The 24,184-nt window shown below is 72.5% G+C and carries 26 protein-coding genes; 13 read left to right on the forward strand and 13 right to left on the reverse strand.

Annotation, left to right across the window (positions count from 1 at the left end):
• Nucleotides 1-105: 105 nt before the first annotated feature.
• Genes ACFYOP_RS27975 through ACFYOP_RS27985 form a run of 3 tightly spaced genes read right to left on the reverse strand, consistent with a single transcriptional unit; the run spans nucleotide 106 to nucleotide 2,960 of the window.
• Nucleotides 106-384, reverse strand: a complete 279-nt coding sequence (locus tag ACFYOP_RS27975; protein ID WP_356897713.1) for an acyl carrier protein — start codon at nucleotides 382-384, stop codon at nucleotides 106-108.
• Nucleotides 385-435: 51 nt separating this feature from the next.
• Nucleotides 436-1,683: a ketosynthase chain-length factor gene (locus ACFYOP_RS27980; RefSeq protein ID WP_356897712.1), complete on the reverse strand. Its 1,248-nt coding sequence runs from the start codon at nucleotides 1,681-1,683 to the stop codon at nucleotides 436-438.
• Nucleotides 1,680-2,960 carry a beta-ketoacyl-[acyl-carrier-protein] synthase family protein gene (locus tag ACFYOP_RS27985; protein WP_356897711.1) on the reverse strand — a complete coding sequence of 427 codons (1,281 nt, stop codon included), beginning with the start codon at nucleotides 2,958-2,960 and terminating at the stop codon, nucleotides 1,680-1,682. The genes ACFYOP_RS27980 and ACFYOP_RS27985 overlap by 4 nt, the downstream gene beginning before the upstream one ends.
• 182 nt (nucleotides 2,961-3,142) lie before the next feature.
• Here ACFYOP_RS27985 and ACFYOP_RS27990 point away from each other — a divergent pair, with 182 nt between their 5' ends.
• The 4 genes from ACFYOP_RS27990 to ACFYOP_RS28005 are packed head-to-tail and all read left to right on the forward strand — an operon-like array spanning nucleotide 3,143 to nucleotide 6,426.
• Complete coding sequence (locus ACFYOP_RS27990; protein WP_356897710.1) at nucleotides 3,143-4,114, forward strand: zinc-binding dehydrogenase; 972 nt, start codon at nucleotides 3,143-3,145, stop codon at nucleotides 4,112-4,114.
• Between the two features lie 44 nt (nucleotides 4,115-4,158).
• Nucleotides 4,159-4,944, forward strand: coding sequence for an SDR family NAD(P)-dependent oxidoreductase (locus ACFYOP_RS27995; RefSeq protein ID WP_356897709.1), 786 nt, complete (start codon nucleotides 4,159-4,161; stop codon nucleotides 4,942-4,944).
• Between the two features lie 37 nt (nucleotides 4,945-4,981).
• Nucleotides 4,982-5,962: an aromatase/cyclase gene (locus ACFYOP_RS28000; RefSeq protein WP_356897708.1), complete on the forward strand. Its 981-nt coding sequence runs from the start codon at nucleotides 4,982-4,984 to the stop codon at nucleotides 5,960-5,962.
• Nucleotides 5,959-6,426 (forward strand): nuclear transport factor 2 family protein, encoded by a 468-nt coding sequence (locus ACFYOP_RS28005; RefSeq protein ID WP_356897707.1) that lies wholly within the window; start codon nucleotides 5,959-5,961, stop codon nucleotides 6,424-6,426. The genes ACFYOP_RS28000 and ACFYOP_RS28005 overlap by 4 nt, the downstream gene beginning before the upstream one ends.
• Nucleotides 6,427-6,517: 91 nt before the next feature.
• Here ACFYOP_RS28005 and ACFYOP_RS28010 read toward each other — a convergent pair whose 3' ends face one another.
• Both ACFYOP_RS28010 and ACFYOP_RS28015 read right to left on the reverse strand, forming a co-directional pair.
• Nucleotides 6,518-7,426, reverse strand: a complete 909-nt coding sequence (locus ACFYOP_RS28010; protein WP_356897706.1) for an MBL fold metallo-hydrolase — start codon at nucleotides 7,424-7,426, stop codon at nucleotides 6,518-6,520.
• Nucleotides 7,419-7,709 (reverse strand): antibiotic biosynthesis monooxygenase, encoded by a 291-nt coding sequence (locus tag ACFYOP_RS28015; RefSeq protein WP_237529249.1) that lies wholly within the window; start codon nucleotides 7,707-7,709, stop codon nucleotides 7,419-7,421. The genes ACFYOP_RS28010 and ACFYOP_RS28015 overlap by 8 nt, the downstream gene beginning before the upstream one ends.
• A gap of 337 nt (nucleotides 7,710-8,046) precedes the next feature.
• Here ACFYOP_RS28015 and ACFYOP_RS28020 point away from each other — a divergent pair, with 337 nt between their 5' ends.
• The 4 genes from ACFYOP_RS28020 (at nucleotide 8,047) to ACFYOP_RS28035 (ending at nucleotide 11,702) form a co-directional block, all read left to right on the forward strand.
• Entirely contained in the window at nucleotides 8,047-8,874 is an 828-nt protein-coding gene (locus ACFYOP_RS28020; protein ID WP_356897705.1) for an AfsR/SARP family transcriptional regulator, read from the forward strand.
• The gene (locus ACFYOP_RS28025; protein WP_356897704.1) at nucleotides 8,871-9,938 is read left to right on the forward strand and encodes a phosphotransferase family protein; all 1,068 of its coding nucleotides are present in this window, start codon (nucleotides 8,871-8,873) and stop codon (nucleotides 9,936-9,938) included. The genes ACFYOP_RS28020 and ACFYOP_RS28025 overlap by 4 nt, the downstream gene beginning before the upstream one ends.
• Nucleotides 9,939-10,041: 103 nt before the next feature.
• Nucleotides 10,042-10,548 carry a flavin reductase family protein gene (locus ACFYOP_RS28030; RefSeq protein ID WP_356897703.1) on the forward strand — a complete coding sequence of 169 codons (507 nt, stop codon included), beginning with the start codon at nucleotides 10,042-10,044 and terminating at the stop codon, nucleotides 10,546-10,548.
• A 14-nt stretch (nucleotides 10,549-10,562) separates the two neighbouring features.
• A complete protein-coding gene (locus ACFYOP_RS28035; RefSeq protein ID WP_356897702.1) occupies nucleotides 10,563-11,702 on the forward strand; it encodes an LLM class flavin-dependent oxidoreductase in 1,140 nt (379 codons plus the stop codon).
• Here ACFYOP_RS28035 and ACFYOP_RS28040 read toward each other — a convergent pair.
• From ACFYOP_RS28040 to ACFYOP_RS28065, 6 genes are all read right to left on the reverse strand, one after another.
• Entirely contained in the window at nucleotides 11,692-12,957 is a 1,266-nt protein-coding gene (locus ACFYOP_RS28040; RefSeq protein ID WP_356897701.1) for a GTP-binding protein, read from the reverse strand. The genes ACFYOP_RS28035 and ACFYOP_RS28040 overlap by 11 nt on opposite strands.
• Nucleotides 12,957-13,844, reverse strand: coding sequence for a sulfate adenylyltransferase subunit CysD (cysD, locus tag ACFYOP_RS28045; protein WP_388453250.1), 888 nt, complete (start codon nucleotides 13,842-13,844; stop codon nucleotides 12,957-12,959). Before cysD ends, ACFYOP_RS28040 begins: the two co-directional genes overlap by 1 nt.
• A gap of 68 nt (nucleotides 13,845-13,912) precedes the next feature.
• Nucleotides 13,913-14,488, reverse strand: a complete 576-nt coding sequence (cysC, locus tag ACFYOP_RS28050) for an adenylyl-sulfate kinase (RefSeq protein WP_356899439.1) — start codon at nucleotides 14,486-14,488, stop codon at nucleotides 13,913-13,915.
• Nucleotides 14,489-14,541: 53 nt separating this feature from the next.
• Nucleotides 14,542-15,465 carry a zinc-binding dehydrogenase gene (locus ACFYOP_RS28055; RefSeq protein ID WP_356899440.1) on the reverse strand — a complete coding sequence of 308 codons (924 nt, stop codon included), beginning with the start codon at nucleotides 15,463-15,465 and terminating at the stop codon, nucleotides 14,542-14,544.
• 109 nt (nucleotides 15,466-15,574) lie between these two features.
• Complete coding sequence (locus ACFYOP_RS28060) at nucleotides 15,575-16,327, reverse strand: SDR family NAD(P)-dependent oxidoreductase (RefSeq protein ID WP_356899441.1); 753 nt, start codon at nucleotides 16,325-16,327, stop codon at nucleotides 15,575-15,577.
• A 158-nt stretch (nucleotides 16,328-16,485) separates the two neighbouring features.
• Complete coding sequence (locus tag ACFYOP_RS28065; protein ID WP_356899443.1) at nucleotides 16,486-17,244, reverse strand: SDR family oxidoreductase; 759 nt, start codon at nucleotides 17,242-17,244, stop codon at nucleotides 16,486-16,488.
• A gap of 225 nt (nucleotides 17,245-17,469) precedes the next feature.
• On the opposite strand from ACFYOP_RS28065, the gene ACFYOP_RS28070 reads away from it, so the two are divergent.
• The 4 genes from ACFYOP_RS28070 (at nucleotide 17,470) to ACFYOP_RS28085 (ending at nucleotide 21,879) form a co-directional block, all read left to right on the forward strand.
• Nucleotides 17,470-18,561, forward strand: a complete 1,092-nt coding sequence (locus ACFYOP_RS28070; RefSeq protein ID WP_356899444.1) for an LLM class flavin-dependent oxidoreductase — start codon at nucleotides 17,470-17,472, stop codon at nucleotides 18,559-18,561.
• On the forward strand, nucleotides 18,558-19,793 hold the full coding sequence (locus ACFYOP_RS28075) for an MFS transporter (RefSeq protein WP_356899445.1): 1,236 nt from the start codon (nucleotides 18,558-18,560) through the stop codon (nucleotides 19,791-19,793). The genes ACFYOP_RS28070 and ACFYOP_RS28075 overlap by 4 nt, the downstream gene beginning before the upstream one ends.
• Before the next feature lie 87 nt (nucleotides 19,794-19,880).
• Nucleotides 19,881-20,330, forward strand: coding sequence for a helix-turn-helix domain-containing protein (locus tag ACFYOP_RS28080; RefSeq protein WP_356899446.1), 450 nt, complete (start codon nucleotides 19,881-19,883; stop codon nucleotides 20,328-20,330).
• Nucleotides 20,331-20,343: 13 nt separating this feature from the next.
• Nucleotides 20,344-21,879 carry an ATP-dependent DNA ligase gene (locus tag ACFYOP_RS28085; protein WP_356899447.1) on the forward strand — a complete coding sequence of 512 codons (1,536 nt, stop codon included), beginning with the start codon at nucleotides 20,344-20,346 and terminating at the stop codon, nucleotides 21,877-21,879.
• A 435-nt stretch (nucleotides 21,880-22,314) separates the two neighbouring features.
• Here ACFYOP_RS28085 and ACFYOP_RS28090 read toward each other — a convergent pair whose 3' ends face one another.
• Together ACFYOP_RS28090 and ACFYOP_RS28095 are read right to left on the reverse strand one after the other, a co-directional pair.
• Nucleotides 22,315-22,974 carry a ScbR family autoregulator-binding transcription factor gene (locus ACFYOP_RS28090; RefSeq protein WP_356899448.1) on the reverse strand — a complete coding sequence of 220 codons (660 nt, stop codon included), beginning with the start codon at nucleotides 22,972-22,974 and terminating at the stop codon, nucleotides 22,315-22,317.
• Between the two features lie 6 nt (nucleotides 22,975-22,980).
• Nucleotides 22,981-23,802 (reverse strand): AfsR/SARP family transcriptional regulator, encoded by an 822-nt coding sequence (locus ACFYOP_RS28095; RefSeq protein WP_356899449.1) that lies wholly within the window; start codon nucleotides 23,800-23,802, stop codon nucleotides 22,981-22,983.
• Nucleotides 23,803-24,010: 208 nt separating this feature from the next.
• On the opposite strand from ACFYOP_RS28095, the gene ACFYOP_RS28100 reads away from it, so the two are divergent.
• Nucleotides 24,011-24,175 carry a hypothetical protein gene (locus tag ACFYOP_RS28100; protein WP_356899450.1) on the forward strand — a complete coding sequence of 55 codons (165 nt, stop codon included), beginning with the start codon at nucleotides 24,011-24,013 and terminating at the stop codon, nucleotides 24,173-24,175.
• Nucleotides 24,176-24,184: the final 9 nt, after the last annotated feature.

The raw sequence follows: 24,184 nt of genomic DNA on the forward strand, positions 1-24,184 counted from the left end.
GGGCTTTCGTCCGTACAGCCCCCTGTCGGTGGCCGGGAGGCCGCGTGCGGAAGGCCGGCCCGTACGACGTGACGTCGTACGGGCCGGCCCCGTCCCTCACCGCCGTCAGGCGGCCAGACCGGCCACACTGCCCGCGGCCTCGACCGCGAGGCGCAGCAGCTGCCCCGGGGTCTGCGCCTCCTGTACGGCCTCGTCCGGCAGGCTGAAACCGAACTCGCGCTCCAGCGCGCCGAGAGTCTCGAGAACCGCGATCGAGTCGTAGCCCAGCTCGCTGAAGGTGACGTCGGCGATGTCCCCGTCCAGGTCGATGCCGTCCCCCGCCCCCGCGGCGGCGCGCAGAGCGCGGACGACGTCCTGAAGGGTGATGAACTCCTGTGCTGCCATGGCTTTTCCTCCGTGAATTGTCGAAATCGACCCTCCGGTGCGGAGGGAGGTTCACTGGTGCGAGGTGCGTCGATCAGCCGGGGCGCGCAGCACCATCGCCGAGTTGAAGCCGCCGTGACCGCGGGCCAGCACGAGCGCGGTGCGGGTCTGCACGGCGCGCGGTTCCCCGGTCACCAGGTCGATGCGGTGGGCCGGGTCGGGCATGGCCACGTTGACCGTCGGCGGGATCACGCCGTCGCGGAAGCCGAGGAGGGCGGTGGCCAGGTCGAGCGGCCCGCCGCCCGAGTACAGCCGCCCGGTCATCGTCTTCGGAGCGGTGACCGGGACGCCGTACGGGCCGAAGACCTCGCCCAGCGCCGCGGCCTCCGCGGCGTCCTTGTCGGGAAGGCCGGCCGCGTCGGCGTACACCACGTCGATGTCGCCGGGTGTGCAGCCGGCGTCCGCGAGGGCCCCCAGGATCGCCGCCCGCAGAGCGGGGCCGCGGGAGCTGCCGGGAGGCGGGTCGAAGGTGGCGGCGTGCCCGGCGACCGAGCCGTACGGGCGTGCTCCCCTGGCGCGGGCCGGCTCCTCCGGTTCGAGGACGAGGATGGCGCCGCCCTCGCCCGCCACATAGCCGTTCGCGGTGTCGGCGAACGGGGTGAAGGCGCGGGCCGGGTCCTGCGAGGTGCTGAGCAGCCCGGTCGCCAGCTGCGCGGTCCATCCCCACGGGCACAGCGCCGAGTCCACCCCGCCGGTGACCATCAGCGAGGCCCCGCCGCGCAGTTGCCTGCGGGCGTGCGCCACCGCGTCGAGCCCGCCGGCCTGATCGGCGACGAGAACGCCGCTCGGGCCGCGCATCCCGTTGCGGATGGAGATCTGGCCGGTGTTGACGGCGTAGAACCAGGCGAAGGACTGGTAGGCGCTGACGTACTCGTTGCCCTTGCTCCACAGGTTCTCCAGCTCGCGCTGGCCGAACTCGAAGCCTCCGGAGGCGCTCGCCGTGACCACGCCCGCGCCGAGGGTGTGGAGCTCCTCGGGGCCCGCCCCGGCGTCGAGGACCGCCAGGTCCGCGGCGGTCAGGGCGAGCCGGGTCATGTGGTCGGTCTGCGGCAGGAGCCGGTCGGGCAGATGTGCGGCCGGGTCGAAGCCGATGACCTCGCCGGCCAGCCGGGAGGGGTACTGCGCGGGGTCGAAGCGGGTGAGGCGGCGGATGCCGCTCTCCCCGCGCAGGGTCGCCGCCCAGTACTCCTCGGTGCCGAGGCCGTTGGGGGCGACCACGCCGATGCCGGTGACGACCGTCGTGGACGCGGTGCCGCTCACTGGGCGAGTCCTCCTCTCTCGGTGCCGTTGCCGGTGAGGACCACGGCGCTCTGGAATCCTCCGAAGCCGCTGCCGGTGCTGAGCACCGAACGGACCGGCGTCTCCCGCGCGGTCAGCGGCACATGGTCGAGGTCGCAGCTCGGGTCGGGGTCGTGGAGGTTGGCGGTGGGCGGTACGAGCCCGTGGCGCATCGCCAGCAGGCAGGCGGCCACCTCCAGGGAACCGATCGCGCCCAGCGAGTGGCCGATCATCGACTTGATCGAGCTGACGGGTGTGGTCTGCGCGTGCGCGCCGAGGCTCGCCCGGATGGCTGCCGTCTCGTGCAGGTCGTTCTGCTTGGTTCCTGATCCGTGCGCGTTGACGTAGTCGAGATTCCCGGGGTCGACCCGGGCCTGGTCGAGTGCGGCGGTGACGGCCTGCGCCAGTTCGGCGCCGTCGGAGCGCAGTCCGGTCATGTGGTAGGCGTTGCTGCGGGTCGCGAAGCCGGCCACCTCGGCGTGGATGTGCGCGCCGCGGCGCAGCGCGTGCTCCAGCTCCTCGAAGACGAAGACGGCCGCGCCCTCCCCGAGGACGAAGCCGTTACGGCTCCTGTCGAACGGGCGGGAGGCGTGGGCCGGATCGTCGTTGCGCGGTGAGGTGGCCCGGATCGCGTCGAAGCAGGCCAGGGTGATGGGTGAGATCGGGGCGTCGGTGGCGCCGCCGACCACGACGTCCGCGGAGCCCTCCCGGATCAGCGCGGCGGCGTGGCCGACCGCGTCCAGACCGGACGTACAGCCAGTGGACACGGTGTTGACCGGTCCCTCCGCGCCGACCCGCCAGGCGACCTCGGCGGCGACCGAGCTGGGCACCAGGTAGTCGTAGAGGTGGGGTACGCCGTAGCGGTGGTCGGTGAGGGTCTTGCGGCCGCCGTCGCTGACGACGACGTACTCCTGCTCCAGGCTGGTGGTGCAGCCGACCGCGGTGCCGATGGACACGCCCGTGCGGTGCGGCGGCAGGTCCGCGAAGAACAGGCCGCTGTCGGCCACCGCCTCGTCGGCGGCGACGGCCGCGAACTGGGCGGAGCGGTCCATCCGCCGGATCTCCTGCGGGGTCAGCCCCGCCTCCTCCGGGTGGAAGTCGCATTCGGCGGCGATCCGCGACCGGTACCGGGAGGCGTCGAAGGAGCTGATCGCGCGGGTGGCGGTGCGGCCGTTCGCGAGCACGTCCCAGTACGCCTTTGTGCCGATTCCGCCTGGAGCGACGACCCCCAGCCCCGTGATGACGACTCGTCGAGTCATCCGTACTCCTCCCGTTGCTACCCGTCGTTGGTGCTTCGACGGTGGCACCGGGTCATGGAGCCGGGCTGGAGAGAGACTGCACGCCGCGTCCCCCGCGCAGCGCTCCACGGGACGGCGATCGAGCCTCCAGTACGCCGCCCTACGGTCCGGTGAGGCTCGCAGACCACCCAAGGAGGCTACGCATGCGGTCCATCCGCTACCACAGCTACGGGAACCCCGAGGTGCTCACCGTCGAGGAGGCCCCGGTGCCTGTCCCCGGCGCCGGGCAGGTCCTGATCAAGTCCGAGGCGATCGGCGTGAACTTCGTCGAGACGCAGCGCCGCAGGGGCACCGGGCCGTTTCCGCCGCCGCTGCCGGCCACCCCCAACGGGGATGTCGTCGGCCGGGTCGAGAAGGTGGGCCCCGAGGTGACCACGGTCGCCGTCGGCGACCGGGTGGCGGCGCCCGTGATGGGCGGCGCGTACGCGGACTTCGTCCTGGCGGACGCCACGTTCCTGGCCCCGCTGCCGGACGGACTCGACGCGGCGCAGGCCAGCATTCTGGCCTCTCCCGCGCAGACCGCGCTGTGCGTGCTGAAGACGGCCCGCATCCAGCCCGGTGACACCGTGCTCGTGCACGCGGCGGCGGGGGCGATCGGGCATCTGATGACGCAGCTGGTCCGCCACTACGGGGCGGGCCGGGTGATCGGCACGGTCGGTTCGCCCTCGAAGGCCGAGTTCGCGCGTGAGCACGGCACCGATGTCGTCATCGACTACAGCACGGACGGCTGGACCGACGAGGTCCTCAAGGCCACCGACGGCGAGGGCGCCGACGTCATCCTCGACAGCGTCGGCGGCGACATTTTGCTCGCGGGCCTGGACGTGCTCAAGCCGTTCGGCCGGCTCGTCTTCTACGGCGCCTCCGGCGGCACCCTGCCGCAGGTCCCCGCGATGCGCCTGATCCCGATGAAGCACGTCGTGGGCTGCGGCCTGGACCAGTGGTGGCAGCACTGCCCGGACGACATCCGGACCGGTCTGCAGGAGCTGATCGGCCATGTCACCGAAGGCCGGCTGAAGGTGCACGTGCACGCCGAACTGCCGCTCACCGAGGCCGCCGCCGCCCACCGGATCATCGAGGACCGCGCCCAGCTCGGCCGCATCCTGCTCCGGCCGTGACCCGGCCGGCCACCGACGCCCGTACTTCGAACGGAAGGATCATCATGCCGGAATCGGTTCAGCGCCTCGCTCTGGTCACCGGTGCCACCAGCGGCATCGGCCTGGCGGTCGCGCGCGGCCTCGGCCAGGACGGCCACCGGGTGTTCCTGTGCGCCCGGACGCAGAGCAACGTCGACACCGTCGTCAAGACCCTGCTCGACGAGGGGATCGACGCCGACGGCGTCGCCGCGGACGTGCGGGACCCCGCGTCGGTGCACGACTTCGTCCGCACCGCCGCCGAACGCCACGGCCCCGTCGGGGTCCTGGTCAACAACGCCGGCCGCAGCGGCGGCGGGGTCACGGCCGACATCGCCGACGAGCTGTGGCTCGACGTCATGGCCACCAACCTCAACAGCGTCTTCTGGGCGACCCGCGAGGTGCTCGGCACCGGCGGGATGCGGGAGAGCGGCCGCGGCCGCATCATCAACATCGCCTCCACCGGGGGCAAGCAGGGTGTGGTGCTCGGCGCGCCGTACTCGGCGTCGAAGCACGGGGTCGTCGGCTTCACCAAGGCGGTGGGCCTGGAGCTGGCGAAGACCGGGATCACCGTGAACGCCGTGTGCCCCGGCTATGTCGAGACGCCGATGGCCGAACGGGTCCGGCAGGGCTACGCCGCCGCCTGGGACACCACGGTCGACGACGTGCAGGAGCGTTTCAACGCCAAGATCCCGCTGGGCCGTTACTCCACGCCGGAGGAGGTGGCGGGTCTGGTGCGCTATCTGGCCGGCGACATCGCGGCCTCCATCACCGCGCAGGCGCTCAACGTCTGCGGCGGACTCGGCAACTACTGACCGCACCGAAGTCGAGAGGCGAGAGGACAAGCAGCAGATGTCAGCAGCAGTGGAGCACCACACCGAACACACCGTCCTGATCGACGCGCCGCCGTCCGAGGTCTACGCGGTGATCGCCGATGTGACCCGGTGGCCGGCGGCGTTCACCCCCACCGTGCACGCGGAGGTGCTGGAGAGCACCTCGTTCGACGACGGTACGAGCGAGGAACTGATCCACCTGTGGGCGCAGGCCAACGGCGAGGTGAAGGACTGGACCTCGCGCCGCACCCTCGACCCGCAGAACCTGCGGGTCGGCTTCCGGCAGCAGCTCAGCGCCCACCCGGTGGCGGCGATGGGAGGCGACTGGTTCGTCGAGCCGTCCGGCGCCGGCGGCACGCGCGTACGTCTCACCCACGACTACCGCGCGGTGGACGACTCCCCCGAGCACCAGCGGTGGATCGCGCGGGCCGTCGAGAACAACAGCACGGCCGAGCTCGCCCGGCTCAAGGACGTCGTGGAGAACGCCGTGTCGGACGGCGAGGCCGTGACCTTCTCCTTCGAGGACTCGGTCACGGTGGCCGGCTCGGCCGCCGACCTGTTCGACTTCGTGGACCGGGCCGACGCCTGGCAGGAACGCCTTCCGCACGTGGCCCGGGTCGACTTCACCGAGCAGCCGGGCGGGGTGCAGATCCTCGAGATGGACACCCGGGCGCCGGACGGCTCGATCCACACCACCCGTTCGGTCCGGCTGAGCTTCGCCCCGGACCGCATCGTCTACAAGCAGCTGGTCCTGCCCGGGCTGCTGGCCGCGCACACCGGCCGGTGGACGTTCACCGAGACCGGCGGCGGTGTGGTCGCCACCTCCCGGCACACGGTGACGGTCAGGCCAGAGAAGGTGACGGACGTGCTCGGCGCGGACAGCACGCTCGCCGACGCCAAGGCGTACGTCCGCAAGGCGCTGGGCACCAACAGCCTGGCCACGCTGGGCCTGGCCAAGACGTACGCGGAGTCCCGTACCGCCCTGGTGGAGGCGTCATGACCGCGCCCGTGGAGACGGCCGGGCAGGCACGGCCCGCGCCGCCGGAGATCCAGGCCGAGGTCCAGGACTTCTACGCCCGGCAGATGCGGCTGCTCGACGAGGGCCGGGCCGAGGAGTGGGCCGAGACCTTCACCGAGGACGGCGTCTTCGAGCAGAACGTGAAACCGGAGCCCTGGCGCGGCCGCGCGGAGATCGTGGCGCGGATGCGGGTCGGTCTGGACCGGCTCGCGGCCCGCCCGGTGACCCGGCGCCACTGGCTGGGAATGCTGATCGTGGACGAGGGCGAGGAGCCCGGCACCTGGCGCTGCCGGTTCTACGCCCTGGTGTTCGAGATCCCGGACGGCGGCGACCCGCGGCCGCATCTGAGCGCCCCCGGCGAGGACCTGCTGGTACGCGGCGAGGACGGCCGGCTGCGGATACGCCACCGCCTGGTCGAGCACGACGGACACGGCCGGACGGTGTGAGACACGCGGTGTGACGTACGGCGGTACGGCGGCAACGCTCCGGTAGCGGCACTCCGGCGGCGGCCGCCCAGGGCGACGCCCCCGGCCGGCCTCAGGCGAGGCAGGTCAGGGGGCGTCCGCCGTTGAGCGTCACCATCTCGTGGAACACCGGGGCCGAGGGAAGGTACGCCCCTTCGGGAGCGCCCTCCAGCTCGGCGCACGCCCGGTGCAGATTCGCCACCAGGCGCTCGGGGTCGTGCAGCTCCGCGAACTCGCCGTAGCCCGCGTCACGGGCGGCGGCCAGCGGGTCCGTGCCGCGTCGTACGCAGTACGCGGCGAGGTCGAGGACCCGGGCGAGATACGCCTCGGTCAGCTCGAACACCTCCGGCCCGCACACCGGTCCGTGGCCGCAGACGATCCTGCGGGCCCCCAGTGAGCGCAGCCGGCCGACGGCCCGCACCAGGCCCCGTACGGAGCCCATCAGGGCGAACGGGGTGCAGTCCGACATCAGCAGGTCGCCGGCGAACAGCACGCCGGCGTCGGGCAGCCACACCGCGGTGTCGTTGGTGGTGTGGGCGACGCCCGGGTGCAGCAGCTCGGCGGTCCGGCCGCCGCCGAGGTGCACGGACAGGGACTTCGTGTAGGTGAGGTCCGGCAGGACGACACTGAGGTCGCCCCAGTCCACGTCGGGCCACACATGGGTCAGAGCGAGCCCGCGCTCCGCCATCTCGGCGCGGGTCCGCTCATGCGAGACGACGACCGCACCCTCCGAGAACACGAGGTTCCCGTGGGTGTGGTCGCCGTGGTGGTGGGTGTTGACGACGGTCCGTACGGGCAGCGGGGTCAGGCCGCGCACACTGTCGCGCAGCCGTTGCGCCCGGGCCCGGGTGGCCGCCGTGTCGACGAGGAGGACGGAACGGTCGCCGACGACGACACCCGCGTTGTTCAGGCACCAGCCGCCATCGGGCTGGACCCACGCGTGCACGCCGTCGGCGACCCGCTCCAGGCCGAGGTCAGGCATGGACTGCCGGCAGACCCTCCTGAACGACCTCGCACACATGCGGGTCACCCTTGATGATCGGCAGCAGCTGCTCGAACTGGGCGCGGAACTCGGGCGTCTTGAGGGCGTCCTGGAACGCCTCCTCGGACTCCCATTCCGCGATGTTGAAGTAGACGTCCGCCTCCTTGGTGGAGCGCACCAGACGGAATCGGATGAGGCCCGGGCGGGCGCTCATTATTTTCCCGATCTCCGCATAGATCCTTTCGAACTCCGAGGGCTCGCCGATCATCGTGAGGCGGTTCATGAATACAACCACTGAAGTTACTCCCATCCGGAGGGTGTCCGACCCTGAAAACATTAGGAGCAGCCACTGGAAGGCCTGTTGAGAACGCATGGAACAGATCTCGTCACTCCCTATGCACGAGTACGCCTCCATCGTTCCTCACCTGGGCTTTCACCGATTCCCCGGGAAATCCGGCCGACCGGTACGTGCCGGGACGCCAACCGCGGGGCCCGGAGCGCCAGTTCGACCGTGGACATCCGTACGAGCGGATTGCTAGCGTCGCGGTCGTTCTGGGATGCACCGGACAACAACTCCCTGAGGAGACCTCGTGGAATTCGGAGTTCTCGGCCCTGTCGTCATGAATGACGGTGGAATTTCGCATCTTCCGTCCGCACCGAAGACGCGTCAGCTTCTTGCACTGCTGCTGCTCAACGCGAACACACCCGTACCGGCCTCCGTATGCATCGAGGAGCTGTGGGGGACGCAGGCGCCGCGCAGTGCGGTGCAGACCCTGCACACCTATGTGCTGCACATCCGCCGCGCGCTCGCCGGCTGCCCCTCGGTCACGACGCCCGAACAGCCGAAGCAGATCCTCGTCACCAGACACCAGGGCTACCTGATCAGCGTCGAGCCGGGCAGCCTCGATCTGCACCACTACGAGCGGCACATGAGCGACGCCCGTGCCGCCCAGGCGTCCGGCGACGACCAGCGGCTGGCCGCCGCGCTGCGCGCCGCACTCGCGGTGTGGCGCGGGCCGACGCTGGTCGACGTGCCGGCCGGACCGCGCCTGGAGGCGCGGATCGCGGGCCTGGAGGAGACCAGGCTGACCACGTTCGAGCGCTGCGTCGAGGCCGAGTTGCGCCTCGGTCTGCATCACGGACTGCTCGGCGAGCTGCGCTCGCTGACGGCCGACAACCCGACACACGAGAACCTGCACGCCCAGTACATGCTGGCCCTGTACCGGTCGGGGCGCGTGGCACAGGCGCTGGACGTCTATCACACGCTCCGCGAGAAGCTCAACGACGAGCTGGGCCTCGAGCCCTCGGCCCGGCTGCGCCATCTGCAGACGGCGATGCTCGCCGCCAACCCGGCGCTCAGCGTGGAGACCGCCCGTGACGCGGCCCTCTCGCTCGACCTGCTCGACGGCCCCGGGGCCGCTCAGGGTCTGGAAGCGGTACGGCGATGACCGCCCCGGCCCAGCACACCACCGCCGGTTCCGCGTACGTGGAGGCGCTGGCCGGGACGCCCCCCTTCACCGGTCTGCGGATCACCGGCGCCGAGCGGCCCACGGCCACCGGCTTCGTCGGCCTGACCCTGTTCGTGACGGCCGAGGAACCGGACGGCGCCGAGCGGAGGTTCGTGGTCAGGGCGGCCCCGTGGGACACCCGCGTCTACCCGGAGCCGCGGATCGCCGAACAGTACGAGCTGCTGCGCGTCCTCGGCCGGGACACCGGCGTCCCGGTCCCGGCCGTCCACCACTGCGAACGCTCCGCGCACCTGCTCGGCGGCCCGTTCTTCGTCATGGACCTGATTCCCGGCCGGGTACCGCCGGACTTCCCCTCGTACCACCGGCAGGGCTGGATCACCGAGCTGCCGGCCGAGGACCGCGCCCGCCTGTGGTGGGCGTCCCTCGATGCGATGAGCGAGGTGCACCGGGTCGACGCCCGCCGCCTCGGTCTCGGTTTCGTGGCGCCGCCGGACGGCGGCCCGCCCGGGACCGCGCAACAACTCGAGCACTACGCACGGCACATGGAGTTCTTCGGCTGCGCCGGTGACCCGGTGCTCGCGTCGGCGCTGTCGTGGCTGCGCGCGCACCTGCCCGCCGAACCCGGTCCGCCGGGACTGCTGTGGGGCGACGCACGGCTCGGCAACATCGTCTACGGGGACGACCTGCGGCCCGCGGCGCTGCTCGACTGGGAGATGACGGGGCTCGGACCGCCGGAGACCGACCTCGGATGGTTCCTGTGGATGGACCGGTTCCTGAGCGAAGGCATCGGCGCCGAACGGCTCCCGGGACTGCCCGGGCACGAGGAGACCGTGCGGCGCTACGGGGAACTCATCGGCCGCCCCCTCGCCCCGCTCGCCTACTACGAGATCCTGGCCGGCTTCCGCTTCGCGCTCGTCACCAGCCGGGTGGAGCGGATCGTGCTGGCCGCGCGGGTGCTGCCGCACGGCGTCCCCCTCGTCCTGCACGCCAACGCCAAGGCACAACTACGGCGGGCGCTGGACCGGATCACCGGCGCCTCCTGACCGCGGCCACCCCGACTCGACCTGCGCTCCAGACGCCCCTGACACGCTGATCGCGTCCAGTCCTTGTCCAGATCTCAGGCCACATCTCTGGGGGCGAGCGTCCATGCCTGTCGAACCCGAGCAGTTCCGGAGAATCTTCGGAGCACTCTCCAGTTCCGTCGCCGTCATCACCACGGCGGGCGCGGACGGCCCGAGGGGGTTCACCTGCACCGCGGTGACCGCGGTGTCGAAGAACCCTCCCCTGCTGCTCGTGTGCGCCGACAGCGGATCCCACACCCTGCCCGCCATCCGCGACTCGAAGGGCTTCGCGGTCAACTTCCTCGCCGCGGGCCGCGGCGCGCTCGCCGACCGGTTCGCCTCCTCCGCCGAGCGCAAGTTCACCGGTACGGCCTGGACCCCGTCACCGCACGCCTGCGGCGCCCCGGTCCTCGACCAGGACACCGTGGCGGTCGCCGAGTGCCGGCTGCGCACCGCCGATCTGGTGGGCGACCACTGGGTCCTCGTCGGCAGCATCGAGCACGGCAGTCACGTACCGGACGCCGCGCCCCTGACGTACTACCGCCGGACGTACGACACCCCGTCCGTGCACCGACTCGTCACCACCCCCTAGGCCCCGGAGAAGCCATGAAGTTCGGAATCAACCTCTTCCCCACCACCGGGCCCGCCGACAAGAGCGCGGTCGACCACTTCGACGACGCGCTGCGCCTGGCCGTTCTCGCCGAGGAACTGGACTTCCACCATGTGAAGACGGTCGAGCACTACTTCTTCGACTACGGCGGTTACAGCCCCGACCCGGTGACCTTCCTCGCCGCCGCGGCCGCCCGCACCCGGCGCATCCGGCTGATCACCGGCGCGGTGATCCCCGCCTTCACCCACCCGGTGAAACTGGCGGGGCAGCTCGCGATGCTGGACAACCTCTCGCACGGCCGGCTCGACGTGGGCTTCGCCCGCGGCTTCCTGCCCGACGAGTTCGCCGCCTTCGAGATACCGATGGACGAGAGCCGTGAGCGCTTCGAGGAGGGCGTCGAGGCGTGCGAGCGCCTCTGGGCGAACGAGGACGTGGTCTTCAGCGGCCGCTTCCACCGCTTCGGCCCGGTCACCCTCCTGCCGCGCCCGGCCCAGCGCCCGTATCCGAAGGTGCTGGTCGCCGCCTCGATCACCCCGGAGTCCTGCGAGGCCGCGGGCAGGGCGGGACGCGGCCTGATGCTGGTGCCGTCGATCAACAAGCCCGAGCGCACCCGCGAGATGATCGACCTGTACTGGCGGTCCCGCGCGGAGGCCGGCCACGACCCGGCCGCCGGCGAGGTCCACCTCAGCTACAGCAGCTATCTGCACGAGGACGCGGCCACCGCCCGGGACCGCGGCCGCGGCTACTCGGCCTACACCAACGCCAAGATGGTGCAGGCGGTCTCCGCCTGGGCCCACACCCGCAGCGGGGACTACGACGGGTACCAGCGCATCGTGGCCAAGGTGAACAGCGCCAACTTCGACAAGCAGGTCGACGAGGGCAAGGCCCTGGTCGGCACGCCCGAGCAGGTGCGGGCGCAGGTGCGCCAGATCCGGGAGTGGTACGGCGACTGCACGGTCAGCCTTCAGGTGATCTCGGGCAACATGCCCTACGAGGAGTCGGCGCGCACCATGCGGCTGTTCGCGCGGGAGGTGATGCCGGAGTTCACCGGTCCGCGTACCGGCGACGGTGACGCCGGCACGACGGACGCGACGGACGCGACGGCCTCCACGCCCGGCGCGGTGCTCACCGGCTGAGCGCGGCCCGCGGCTCCCCGGCCATGCCGGCGGCGAGCGTGGCGCCGTCGGCGGGGTCGATCAGCAGGAAGGCCCCGGTGCGGCGGGAGTCGGCGTACGGGTCCAGCGGCAGCGGCTCGAAGGTGCGCAGCACCATCGAGCCGATGTCGTTGACGCCGAGGCTGTCCGGCCGGTCGTGCCGGCTGAGCCGCCGGGTCAGGCCCATCTTCTGCGGCAGGCCCTTGACCACCGCCCCGACGGTCCGGGTGCCGTGTTTGAGCAGCACCCGGTCGCCGGGGCTGAGCGGGCGTTCGTGAAGGTGGCAGACGGTGGCCTCGATGTCCCGGGTGGCGGCCGGTGCGGCGTCGGCGGGAGCGATCACGTCGCCGCGTGAGACGTCGAGGTCGTCGGCGAGCAGCACCGTGACGGACTGGGGCGCCCACGCGGTGTCGACGGCGCGGCCGAGCAGGTCGATCCCGGTGATCCGCGACGTCCGGCCGGAGGGCAGCACGCTGACCGTGTCCCCCACGCGCAGCACCCCGGCGGCGATCTGACCGGCATAGCCCCGGTAGTCGGGGTGCTCGGCGGTCTGCGGCCGGATCACGTACTGCACCGGCAGTCGGGCCGGGGAGAGGGAGGGATCGGTGCCCACGGGGACGCTTTCGAGATGCTCCAGGACGGTGGGGCCGCCGTACCAGTCCATGTTCGCGGACGGTTCCACCACGTTGTCGCCGGCGAGGGCCGAGACCGGGATCGCCGTGATCTCCGGGACGCCCAGCGAGGCGGCGTACGCGGTGAACTCCTCGGCGATCGCGTCGAAGACGGGCTCCGCGTACCCCACGAGGTCCATCTTGTTGACGGCCAGGACTACGTGCGGGACGCGGAGCAGGGCGGCGACCGCGGCGTGCCGGCGGGTCTGTTCGACGACGCCGTTGCGGGCGTCGACGAGGACGACCGCGAGTTCGGCGGTGGACGCGCCGGTGACCATGTTGCGGGTGTACTGCACGTGCCCGGGGGTGTCGGCGAGGATGAACCGGCGGCGGGGCGTGGCGAAGTAGCGGTAGGCCACGTCGATGGTGATGCCCTGCTCGCGCTCGGCCCGCAGACCGTCGGTGAGCAGCGCCAGATCCGGGGTGTCCCCGCGCGATGCCCGTACGACCGCCTCCAGTTGGTCGGTGAGGACCGACTTGGAGTCGTGCAGCAGCCGGCCGACCAGGGTGGACTTGCCGTCGTCCACCGAGCCGGCGGTCGCGAGGCGCAGTGTGTCGACAGTCATCAGAAGTACCCTTCGCGCTTGCGGTCTTCCATCGCGGCCTCTGACATCCTGTCGTCGGCGCGGGTGGCGCCCCGTTCGGTGAGGCGGGAGGCGGCGATCTCGGTGATCACGGCTTCGAGTGTGGTGGCGTCGGAGTCGACGGCGCCGGTGCAGGACATGTCGCCGACGGTGCGGTAGCGGACCAGCCGCTTCTCGGACGTCTCGGTGTCCTTCGGGCCGCCCCACTCGCCCGCGGTCAGCCACATGCCGGAACGCTTGAACACCTCCCGCTCGTGCGCGAAGTAGATCTGCGGCAGCTCGATCCTCTCGCGCTGGATGTACTGCCACACGTCCAGCTCGGTCCAGTTCGAGAGCGGGAACACCCGCACATGCTCACCCGGCGCGTGGCGGCCGTTGTAGAGCTGCCACAGCTCCGGGCGCTGGCGGCGCGGATCCCACTGGGAGAACTCGTCGCGCAGGCTGAACACCCGCTCCTTGGCCCGCGCCTTCTCCTCGTCACGCCGCCCGCCGCCGAACACCGCGTCGAACCGGTGCTCCTGGATCGCCTCGGTCAGCGGGACGGTCTGCAGCGGGTTGCGGGTGCCGTCGGGACGCTCACGCAGCTTGCCCGCGTCGATGTACTCCTGCACGGAGGCCACATGCAGCCGCAGCCCGTGCCGGGCGACCGTGCGGTCGCGGTACTCCAGGACCTCGGGGAAGTTGTGCCCGGTGTCCACGTGCAGCAGCGAGAACGGCACCGCCGCCGGCGCGAACGCCTTCAGCGCCAGATGCAGCATCACGATGGAGTCCTTGCCGCCGGAGAACAGGATCACCGGCCGCTCGAACTCACCCGCCACCTCACGGAAGATGTGCACCGCCTCCGACTCGAGCGCGTCCAGGTGGGACAGCGCGTACGGGTCCTGCGCCGGGACGGCGGCGGCGTGCGCGCGGGCGGGAGTGGTGACGGCGACGACGGTCACAGCAGCCGCCTCTCGACGAGCAGCGCGTGGAGCGTCGCCGCGGACTCCCGCACGGTCTGATTCTGGGACTCGATCCGCAGGTCGGGCGTCTCGGGCTCCTCGTACGGATCGTCGACCCCGGTCAGTCCGCTGATCTCGCCCGCGGCCTGCTTGGCGTACAGCCCCTTCACGTCACGCGCCGAGCACACCTCGACCGGAGTGGCGACGTGCACCTCCAGGAACGGCGTGCCCTGGCTCTGGTGGCGCTTGCGGACCGCTTCACGGCTGTCGGCGTACGGGGCGATGACCGGCACCAGCACCTTCACCCCGTTGCGCGCGAGGACCTCGGCGGCCATGCCGACCCGCCGGACGTGGGTGTCGCGGTCCTCGCGGCTGAAGCCCAGACCTGCCGAGAGGGAGGCCCGGATCTCGTCGCCGTCGAGCACCTCGACCCGGTGGCCCTCCGCGCGCAGCCGGCCGGCCAGCTCGTACGCGATCGTCGTCTTGCCCGCGCTCGGCAGCCCCGTGAGCCAGATCGTGGCTCCACAGGTGCAGATGCGGCCGGCGGCGGGACGGTGTGCCGTCACAACCATTGGCTTCAGCTCCTCGGCGGCCCGCCGCACGGGCGGGCCGCACACTCGTGGGTTCAGTTCAGCCGGAGGACGACTTTCCCGTTGACGGACCGGCCCTCCAGCTGTTTCAGCGCCTCGGCCGGGTCGTCCCAGGAGGCCGTGACCGCGACCTGCGGATCGAGCCGGCCGGCCGCGCAGAGCCCCAGCAGGGTGCGCAGGTCCGCCGCGGCGTCCTGACGTTCGATCTCGTCGAAGAGGAACACGTTGTGCAGAGCGACTCCCGGCCGGGCCCGCCCCCAGTCGGGCGGCAGCACGAGCTCGGAACGAGTGGTGTTCCCGTACACGACGGCGACCCCACCGCGCCGGAGGGTGACGAAGGCCCGGGTCAGCACCTCCCCGCCGACGCTGTCGAACACCACGTCACAGCCGCCGCCCTCCGCCTGCTCATAGGTGGAGACGACCTCCGCACCGAGGTCGGCGAGGCCCCGCCCGCGCTCCGGGGAGCCGGTCCACGCGACGACGCGCGCGCCGGCCGCGGCGGCCAGCTGCACCGCCATCCGGCCGACCCCGCCGCCCGCACCCGTCACCAGGACGGTGCGGCCGAGGAGCGGGCCCGCCTTGCGCAGCCCGTACCAGGCGGTGAGCGCGGCCACGGGCAGGGCGGCGGCCTGTTCGTCGGTGACGGCGGCGGGGATCTCGGCCAGCCGGGACACCCGCAGTGCGGCCCGTTCCGCCCAGCCGCCGCCGTCGGCGAGACCGACGACCCGGGTGCCGGGCGGCGGGCCGGAGCCGTCGGCGGCGGCCTCGACGACCGTGCCGGCGACGTCCCAGCCCAACCGCGTGCCGGCCGGGGAGACGCCGGCGAGCGCGAGCTCGCCGCGGTTGACGGAGACGGCCCGGACGCGGACGAGCGCCTCACCGGGTGCCGGTACCGGCTCCGGGGACTCCTCGTGCCGCAGGCCGAACGGGCCCTCGCCGGTGGTGATCAGCGCCTTCATCGGGGGGTCTCCTGACGGACGGGGCGGCGGCGTACGCCGTGGCGGACGGGCGGGACTGCGGGGACGGGCGGGGGCGGCGCGGCCGGCGGGGCCGCACGGCGGGGGCGGGCTACCACGACACGCCTCCGTTGACTTCGAGAACGTGCCCGTTGACGTAGCTGCTGTCGCCGCCGGCGAGGAAGACCGCGGCCCGGGCGACCTCGTCACCCGTGCCCATCCGTCCGGCGGCGAGCTTGGTCCGGAAATGCGCCCACACCGCTTCGTTGGCGCGCAGTTCGCGGCCCATGCCGTCGTCGATGAAGCCGGGGGCGAGGCAGTTGACGGTGATGCCCTTGGCGGCCAGTTCCAGGGCGCAGACCTTGGTGTACGCCTCCACCGCTGCCTTGGACGCGCAATAGGCGGCTCCGCCCTTGACGGGCCGGGAGGCGAGCACCGACGACAGGTTGATGATCCGGCCGGCGGGCGAGCGCTCCAGGTGGGGGACGGCCGCGCGGGTGCAGTTGACGACTCCGCCGAGGTTGGTGTCCATCACGACGTCCCAGTCCGCGGGTTCGAGCGCCGCCGCCGGACCGGGTCTGCTGACCCCGGCGTTGGCCACCACGATGTCCAGGCCGTTGAAGCGCTCATGGGCGGCGCGCATGAGGGCGTCCACCGCCTCGGGGTCGCGGACGTCGGCGGCCACGGCCGCGGCCCGGCCGGGGTGGGCCTCCACCCAGTCCTTGAGCTGGTCGACGGTGCGGGAGGAGGCCACCACCCGGCAGCCCTGGGCCGTGAACGCCTCGGCGATGCGCCGCCCGAGGCCGCGGCCGGCGCCGGTGACGACGGCCACGCGACCGTCGAGCCGCGGTGCGGTGAGTGTCATGCGTCTCTCCTCAGAACTGAGTCGGAGCTGGTCGGTGCCGGCACGGCCGGTAAGGGTCGGACAGAACCGAGGACCGGTCGGGGCCGGTCAGAGCCGAGGCCGGTCGGGGGCCGGTGGGGGGCCGGTGGGGGGCCGGTGGGGGGCCGGTGGGGGGCCGGTCAGAGCTTGGTCGCGGCCCCGCCGTCGACCGGCAGCACCACGCCGGTCGCGAAAGCCCCCTCCGGGCGGGCCATGGTGACGATCCACCAGGCGATCTCCTCGGGTTGGCCGATGCGCCCCATCGGCACACCGGCCTTCTGGGCCGCGCGCAGCCGGGCGATCTGCTCCTCGTCCAGTCCGGAGGCGCGGGCGATGCCGGTCTCCACGGGGCCGGGGGAGACCGAGACGACCCGGACTCCGTGCGGGGCCTGCTCGACGGCCCAGGTGCGGGTGAGGAAGTCCAGACCGGCCTTGGTCGCGCCGTACACCGAGCTGCCCGCCCAGCCGCGGACGGCCGCGGAGGCGCTGACGTTGACGACGACGCCGCCGGCGGCGCGCAGTTCGGGCAGTGCGGCCTGGGTGAGCAGCAGCGGGGCCAGCAGATTGGTGGCGATCTGCTCCTCGGCGATCCGCCGGTCGATGTCCTCCAGCGGCTGCCGTTTGACCACGGCGGCGTTGTTGACGAGGACGTCGATGCCGCCGAGTGCGGTGACGGCGGTGCGCACGATCTCCTCGGGGGCGCCCGGCGCGGTGATGTCGAGCGCCAGGTGGCGGATCGCGGGCCGGTCGAGTGCTGCCTCCTTCAGGGCCGTCTCGTCCCTGCCGACGATCAGCACGTCGTTGCCCTCGTCGGCGAAGGCGTGTGCGGCGGCTCGGCCGATGCCGGTGCCCCCACCGGTGATCACCACCGAACGGCGGCTGTTTCCGGGCTGTTCCATCAGTGCACTCCTCCGAGCCTCGGGTCGGTCCTCCGGCGGTCCTCCAGTCGCGAGAACACACCAAGAGACTACACCGAAACTCTGCATACACAACACTAAAGTCATGAGAGTCTCTATCGAGTCCCCAGCATGCCGCGCTCCGGTGTCGACATCCCGTCCAGGGAGGCTTGGCAGTCTCGGGAAGACACCGAAGACACCACACCGGCGGACGGAACGAGGAGCGGTATGAGGTTCGGCATCCTGTACTTCCCGACGGCAGGCCCCGCGGAGAAGAACCCGGTCGAGTACTACGACGAGGGGCTGCGCCTGGTCCGGCTCGCCGAGGAACTCGGCTACTTCCAGCTGAAGGTGGTGGAACACCACTTCTTCGACTACGGCGGCTACAGCCCCTCCCCCACCACGTTCCTCGCCGCGGCGGCCGCGGTGACCACCCGTATCCGGCTGGGCACCGGCGCCGTGATCCCGGCCTTCGCGCACCCGATCAAGCTGGCGGGCCAGTTGGCCATGCTGGACAACATCTCCCACGGCCGGCTCGACGTCGGCTTCGGCCGCGGCTTCCTGCCCGACGAGTTCGCCGCGTTCGGCGTCCCGATGGACGAGAGCCGCGAGCGGTTCGAGGAGGGCGTGGAGGCGTGCGTACGCCTGTGGACGGAGGAGGACGTCGTCCTCGACGGCAGCTTCCACCGCTTCGGGCCGGTCACCCTGCTACCCCGCCCGGCCCAGCGGCCGCATCCGCCGGTGTTCTCCGCCGTGACCACCAGCGTCGACTCCTGCACCGCGGCCGGACGTGCGGGCCGGGGTCTGCAGATCATCGCCGCGGTCTCCCCCACCGAGCGGGTGCAGGAGCTGATCGCCGCCTACCGCAAGGGCCGGGTGGACGCCGGCCTGGAGCCGGACACCGGCCGGATCGAGCTCAGTTACCCCTGCTACGTGGCCGAGGACGGCGACGCCGCCCGCGCCACGGGCCGCTTCGTGGAGGGCCGGTACGGCGAGAAGATCTCCGCGGCCACGCTGTCCTGGGCGGGCACCCGCAGCTCCGCCTATCCGGGGTACGAGAAACTCGCCGACGCCGCGACCCGCGGCTCCGCCGACTTCGACGACCGGGTCGCGGCGGGCCGGGTGCTCGCCGGCGCCCCGGCCGAGGTCGCCGCCCAGATCGAGCGGATCGCCGGCTGGTACGGCGAGGACGTCGACCTCACCCTCACCACCCACTCCGGACATCTGCCCTATGGGGACTCGGCGCGCTCGCTCACCCTGTTCGCCGAGGAGGTCGCCCCCCGGCTGCCGTTCGCCCGGCTGATCGCGGAGGACCGATGACCACCGCCCACACCGCTCCCCCTGCCACGGGGCAGGCGCCCCCCGCCGCCTCTCCGCTGCGCTGGTGGGCGCTGGCTGCCCTGGCCGCCGCCCAGCTCACCGTCGTGATGGAGATGAACCTGGTGCCGGTGGCGCTGCCCTCGGTCCAGCGCGATCTCGGACTGACCGGCGGCGAGCGGGCGTTGGTGGTCTCCGTCTACACCCTGGCCTTCGGGCTGCTGTTCCTGCCCGCCGGCCGCGTCTCGGAACGCCTGGGCAGGCGCCGCGCCTTCGTCACCGGCCTGGTCGGCTTCGGCGCCGCCTCCCTGCTGACCGGCACGGCCGACGGACCCGGCGAGCTGCTCGTCCTGCGCGGCCTCCAGGGCGCGTTCGGGGCGCTGGCGCTGGCTCCGGCCAGCATGGCGCTGGTGGCCAGGACCTTCCCCGACCCGCGCGAACGAGCCACCGCCATCGGCGTGTTCACCGCGGTGGCGGGGGGCGGAGGCGGGCTCGGCGTCCTGTTCGGCGGCCTGCTGACCGAGCACGCGAGCTGGCGGTGGTGCATGTACGGGCTCGCGCCGCTCGCCGCGTTCGCGGTCGCCGTCGCCCTGTACGCCATTCCCGCCGACACCCCGGCCGAGCATCGCACCACGGGTCCGCTGCTCCCCCTCCGGGTGCTGAAGGACCGCACCAGGGCCGGGGTCTTCCTGGCCGTGTTCACCGCCAACATCGGCACCTTCGGCGGTTTCACGGTGATCAGCTACACGCTCCAGGAAGGCGCGGGCTGGACCCCCACCGGCGCGGGCCTGGCGATCCTGCCGCTGGCCGCGGTGGTCGTGGCGAACTCCGTGTTCGGCGCACCTCTTCTGCTGCGTACGCTCACCCCGAAGGCACTGCTGTCCTCCGGAACCGCGCTCGTCGCGGCGGGCACCGCCTGGCTCGCCGTCGCCGCAACCGGCACCTCGTACGCCGCCGGAGTGCTGCCCTCGGTCCTGCTGATGGGTTTCGGCATCACCTGGATCATGATCTCGGCGAACGGCACCCTCGCCCAGCGGACCGAGCCCCGGGACATGGCGACGGCGGGCGGGATGGTGAACATCACCACCCAGCTCGGCGGAGCCGTGGGCGTCCCCCTCATGCTGGCGCTCGACGCCCGTACGGCGGCGGTGACGGCCGGTGCGCTGATCGCCGCGGCGGCGGTCCTGGTGGCGGTGCTCGTGGACGCTCCCCGGCTGCGCGGAGGCGCGCACTGACGACAGCGTGGTGGGTCCGAGGCGTCCAGCCGGACCCACCACAGTCTCCATCGAGAGTAGACTGACGATCTCTCGAGGAGGCGCAGAATGAGCGAATACGTCATTGTTATCACTCCGACCGGCAGTGACGGGGAGCCGGATCTCACCGGACCGCAGACCACCGTGCGGGTCGACACCACGGACGGGCCGCGCATCGTCGAGCTCACCGTGCGTGCCGCGGGTGGTGCGGGACTGCACAACCGCGCGCTTCCCACGGTCGACTTCGACCTGCTGGTCCGTGCCATCAGCCCCGGCTCGACCGCCCTGCGGGCGGAGCCGGCCCCGGCCGCCCCGGTCTCCCTCGCCCCTGTCTCCCCGGCGGCGTCCGGCGAGGACCGTCCGCGGCCCTACCGGAAGATGCCCGAGACCGAGGTGGTCGTGGCGGCCTACGAGGAACTCGGCAAAAGCGTCGGAGCCGTCGCCAAGCGGTTCGGTGTGCCGCGGCACACCGCACAGGCGTGGGTGAGCAGACTGCGCAAGCAAGGCAGCATCGACTGAGAGGGCATTCCGCATGAGACTCGCCGACATCGCACGGACGTCGCGGGACATCGGCGCCGCCTCCGCGCGCACGGAGAAGATCGCCCTGCTGGCCGATCTGTTCCGGGCGACCGACCCCGCGGACGCCCCGGTCGTGATCACGTATCTGGCCGGGCGGCTGCCGCAGCGCAGGATCGGCGTCGGCTGGAACACCCTCAAGGAACGACGGCCGCCCGCCGCCGAGCCGCGGCTCGGGGTGAGAGAGGTCGACGCGACGCTCACCCGGATCGCCGCCGTGTCCGGCAAGGGCGCGCAGGGCGAGCGGAAGCGGCTCCTCGACGAGCTGATGGGCGCGGCCACCGAGGAGGAGCAGCTGTTCCTCTTCCGGCTGATCGGCGGCGAGTTACGCCAGGGCGCCCTCGACGCCGTGGCCCTGGAGGGCCTCGCCGCGGCGGCCGGCGCGCCTGTCTCGGATGTCCGGCAGGCGGTCATGCTGAGCGGTTCGACGGCCGCCGTCGCGGAGGTTCTGCTCTCCGAAGGCCCGGCCGCTCTCGCCGGGTTCCGTCTCACGGTGGGGCGTCCGGTGCTGCCGATGCTGGCTCACACGGCCAAGGACGTCGACGAGGCCCTCGGCAGGACGGGGCCGTGCGCCCTGGAGGAGAAGCTCGACGGCATCCGTATCCAGGTGCACCGCGACGGTGACACCGTACGCGTCTTCACCCGTACGCTCGCCGAGATCAGTGACCGGACTCCCGAAGTGACCGCGCTGGTCCGCGCGCTGCCGGTCCGTCAGGTGGTGCTGGACGGGGAACTTCTGGCCTTCGACGAGCAGGGCCGGCCACGGCCGTTTCAGGAGACGTCCGGGCGGACCGGCTCCACGCTCGACGTGGCGGGCGCCCGGACGACGGTGCCGCTCTCCCCGGTCTTCTTCGACGTGCTGTACGCCGACGGCGAGGACCTGCTCACCGCCCCGGCCGCCGAGCGGCGCGCGCTGCTCGACCGGCTGGTCCCCGAAGCGCAGCGCGTGCGCCGGCTGGTGGTGGCGGACCCCGCCGGTCCGGAGGACCGCGCGGCCGCGACGGCCTTCGCCGCGGACGCGCTCGAACGGGGCCAGGAGGGCGTGGTCGTCAAGGCCCTCGACGCGGTCTACAGCGCGGGGCGCCGCGGCACCTCCTGGCTGAAGGTGAAGCCGGTGCACACCCTGGACCTGGTGGTCCTCGGCGCCGAATGGGGCCACGGCCGGCGCACCGGAACCCTGTCCAACCTCCACCTGGGCGCACGGCAGGCCGACGGCTCCTTCGCCATGCTGGGCAAGACGTTCAAGGGCCTGACCGACGCCCTGCTCAGCTGGCAGACCGAGCGCCTGCGCGAGCTGACCGCCACGGAGGAGCCCTGGGGCGTCACCGTCCGCCCCGAACTGGTCGTGGAGATCGCCTTCGACGGCGTCCAGCGCTCCACCCGCTACCCGGCAGGCGTCACCCTCCGCTTCGCCCGCGTGGTGCGCTACCGCGAGGACAAACCCGCGACGGACGCGGACACGGTGGCGACGGTAACGGCGCTGCTGCGCTGACCCCGCGGCGGGGGCCCGCGGCGGAGTGCCGGCCGCGGTCCGGGGTCATGTACTCGCGCTGACCCCGCGCGGGGGCCCGCGGCCGGCCCACGGGCACGCCCTGGCCAGAGGCCTGTGGCCGGCCACAGAGGCCACGCCCGGCGCGGCCGAACCCCCGCGGCCAGGGGCCTGTGGCCTGCCCCTCAAGCCCGCCGCCGGGCGCCCCGCCAGTCGGCGACCGGCTCCGGGAGGCGGTGACCGACTTGCTGCGCCGACCCGCTCAACGAGGACGCATGCCGGTCCGGGCGCCCGTGGTTCGCCACACAAGCTCACCCGACCCGGAGGCACCTCGGCCAGGCGCCCGCGGCCGCCCATGGACGCACCCCGGCCGGGCGCCCGTGCCCCCGCCGCACCAGACCCGCCGGCGGCGGCACGCACCGCCGCCGCCGGGCGCCGTCAGCCCGCGACCGGTTCCGGGCGGCGGGCGGGAGCGGCGGCGGCGACGGGCGGAGTGGTGCGCAGCGACCGGGCCGCGTGCTCGTCCGCGACCGCCCGGAGCACCAGGGTCCAGGCGTCGCCCAGTCGGGCGGAGAGCTCCGGGTACGGAGCGCCGCTCCACGCGGCCGCCTCGATGCCGGCGACCACCCCCGCGACGAGCGTCCGCGCGGCGTCCTGCGCCACCCCCGGGCGCAGGCCGCCCTCCTCCGCGGCCCGCCCGAGCAGCCGCCCCGCCGCGGCCACGCACACCAAGTGGTAGTTGAGCGCCGGGCGTTCCCCGCCGGCGCACTCGCGGCCGAGACGGAAGCTGGCCCGCACGATCGGGTCCGCCGACGCCCATACGGCCAGGGCGTGGGTGGTGTCGATCAGCGACTGCAGAGCCGGCTGCCCGCTGCGGCCCAGCGCGAGGACCGTCTCGTCGAGGAGACGGCACCCGCTCTCCTGGACCGCGGCGGCCAGTTCCCGCTTGCTCGCGAAGTGGAAGTACAGGGCCCCCTTGGTCACTCCGGCGACCCGGCTGATGTCCCCCAGACTGGCCTCGGCGTACCCGTGACGGTCGAAGAGTTCCGCGGCGGCCTCGACGAGCCTGGCACGGGTGCGCTCGGATCGCTCCTGCATACCCCCTCACCCCACCGGCATGAGCCGGCGGTCGTCCGCCTCCGGCACGTCGAGGACCTTCGGCGAAGCGGTGAGCACCGCGTGCTGCAGCTCACGGAGTTGTTCCGAGGGCTCGAGGCCAAGCTCGCGGACCAGCGTGCCCCGCAACCGCTGGTACACGGCGAGCGCCTCGGTGCGCCGGCTGGACCGGTACAGCGCGAGCATCAGCTGCGCGTGCAGGTTCTCGTGCGTGCGGTGCTGCTGCACCAGCACGCTGAGCTCGCCGACGAGTTCTCGGTGCCTCCCCTGCCGCAGGTCCAGTTCGATGCGGTGCTCCTGCACGCACAGGCGTGCCTCCTCCAGCCGCCTGGCCTCCAGTGCGAGGAGCGTTCCGGCCTGTACGTCCCCGAAGGCGGGCCCCCTCCACAGGCCGAGCGCCGCCCGCAGGGTCCGCGCCGCCGTGTCGGTGTCGCGGTCGGCGAGGGCCTGGAAGGCCAGGGCGGACAAGTGCTCGAACTCCTGTACGTCGCTGGTGCCTTCGCCGCGGTCGAGCAGATACCCGCCGGGCCGCGTCACCAGGATCCGCTTCGCGTCCTGAGCGGGTCTGCCGCCGGCCTCGAGGGCCGCGCCGACGGCTCCGCGCAGCTGCATCACGTACGTCTGCAGCGTCGCCTGCGCGCTCCGCGGCGGCTGTGTCCCCCACAGCTCACCGATCAGAGCCCCCACGGACACGACCTGGCCGGAGTGCACGGCCAGAGTGGCCAGCAGCTGTCGCGGTTTCGATGCGGACGGCGCCACCGGGAGCCCGCCCACCCTCACGTCGAACATGCCGAGAACCTTCAGGTCCATCGCTTCTCCTCTCCACCCGACAGAGGCTTCCAAAAGGGGTTCTCCAGGGCCAGTGCAGGGCTCCTCAGGCGGGGATGAAGGACGCCTGGAACGACCATGAGAACTTCACACCAGGCCGGTGAGCCAGACACTGCACACGGCGCCCGGGTCGGGGACAGACTCCTGGTCACCGCCGCAAGGTGCGGCAGGGCTATCCGAGGGAGATGCCATGAACCTCACGCAGGCAGTCGCCACCGCCGTCGTCGTCACCGCGCCCGCCGTGTGCGAGGAGCTGGTCGTGGAGGAGCTCGTCCCGCAGACCGCCGAGCAGTTCCAGCCGCGCACCTGCATCTGCTGGGTCGACACGTACGGCGACCAGGGTCTTTCGTTCTGATCAGGCCGG

It is taken from the genome of Streptomyces sp. NPDC006294 (assembly GCF_042870895.1).
Lineage (GTDB): Bacteria > Actinomycetota > Actinomycetes > Streptomycetales > Streptomycetaceae > Streptomyces.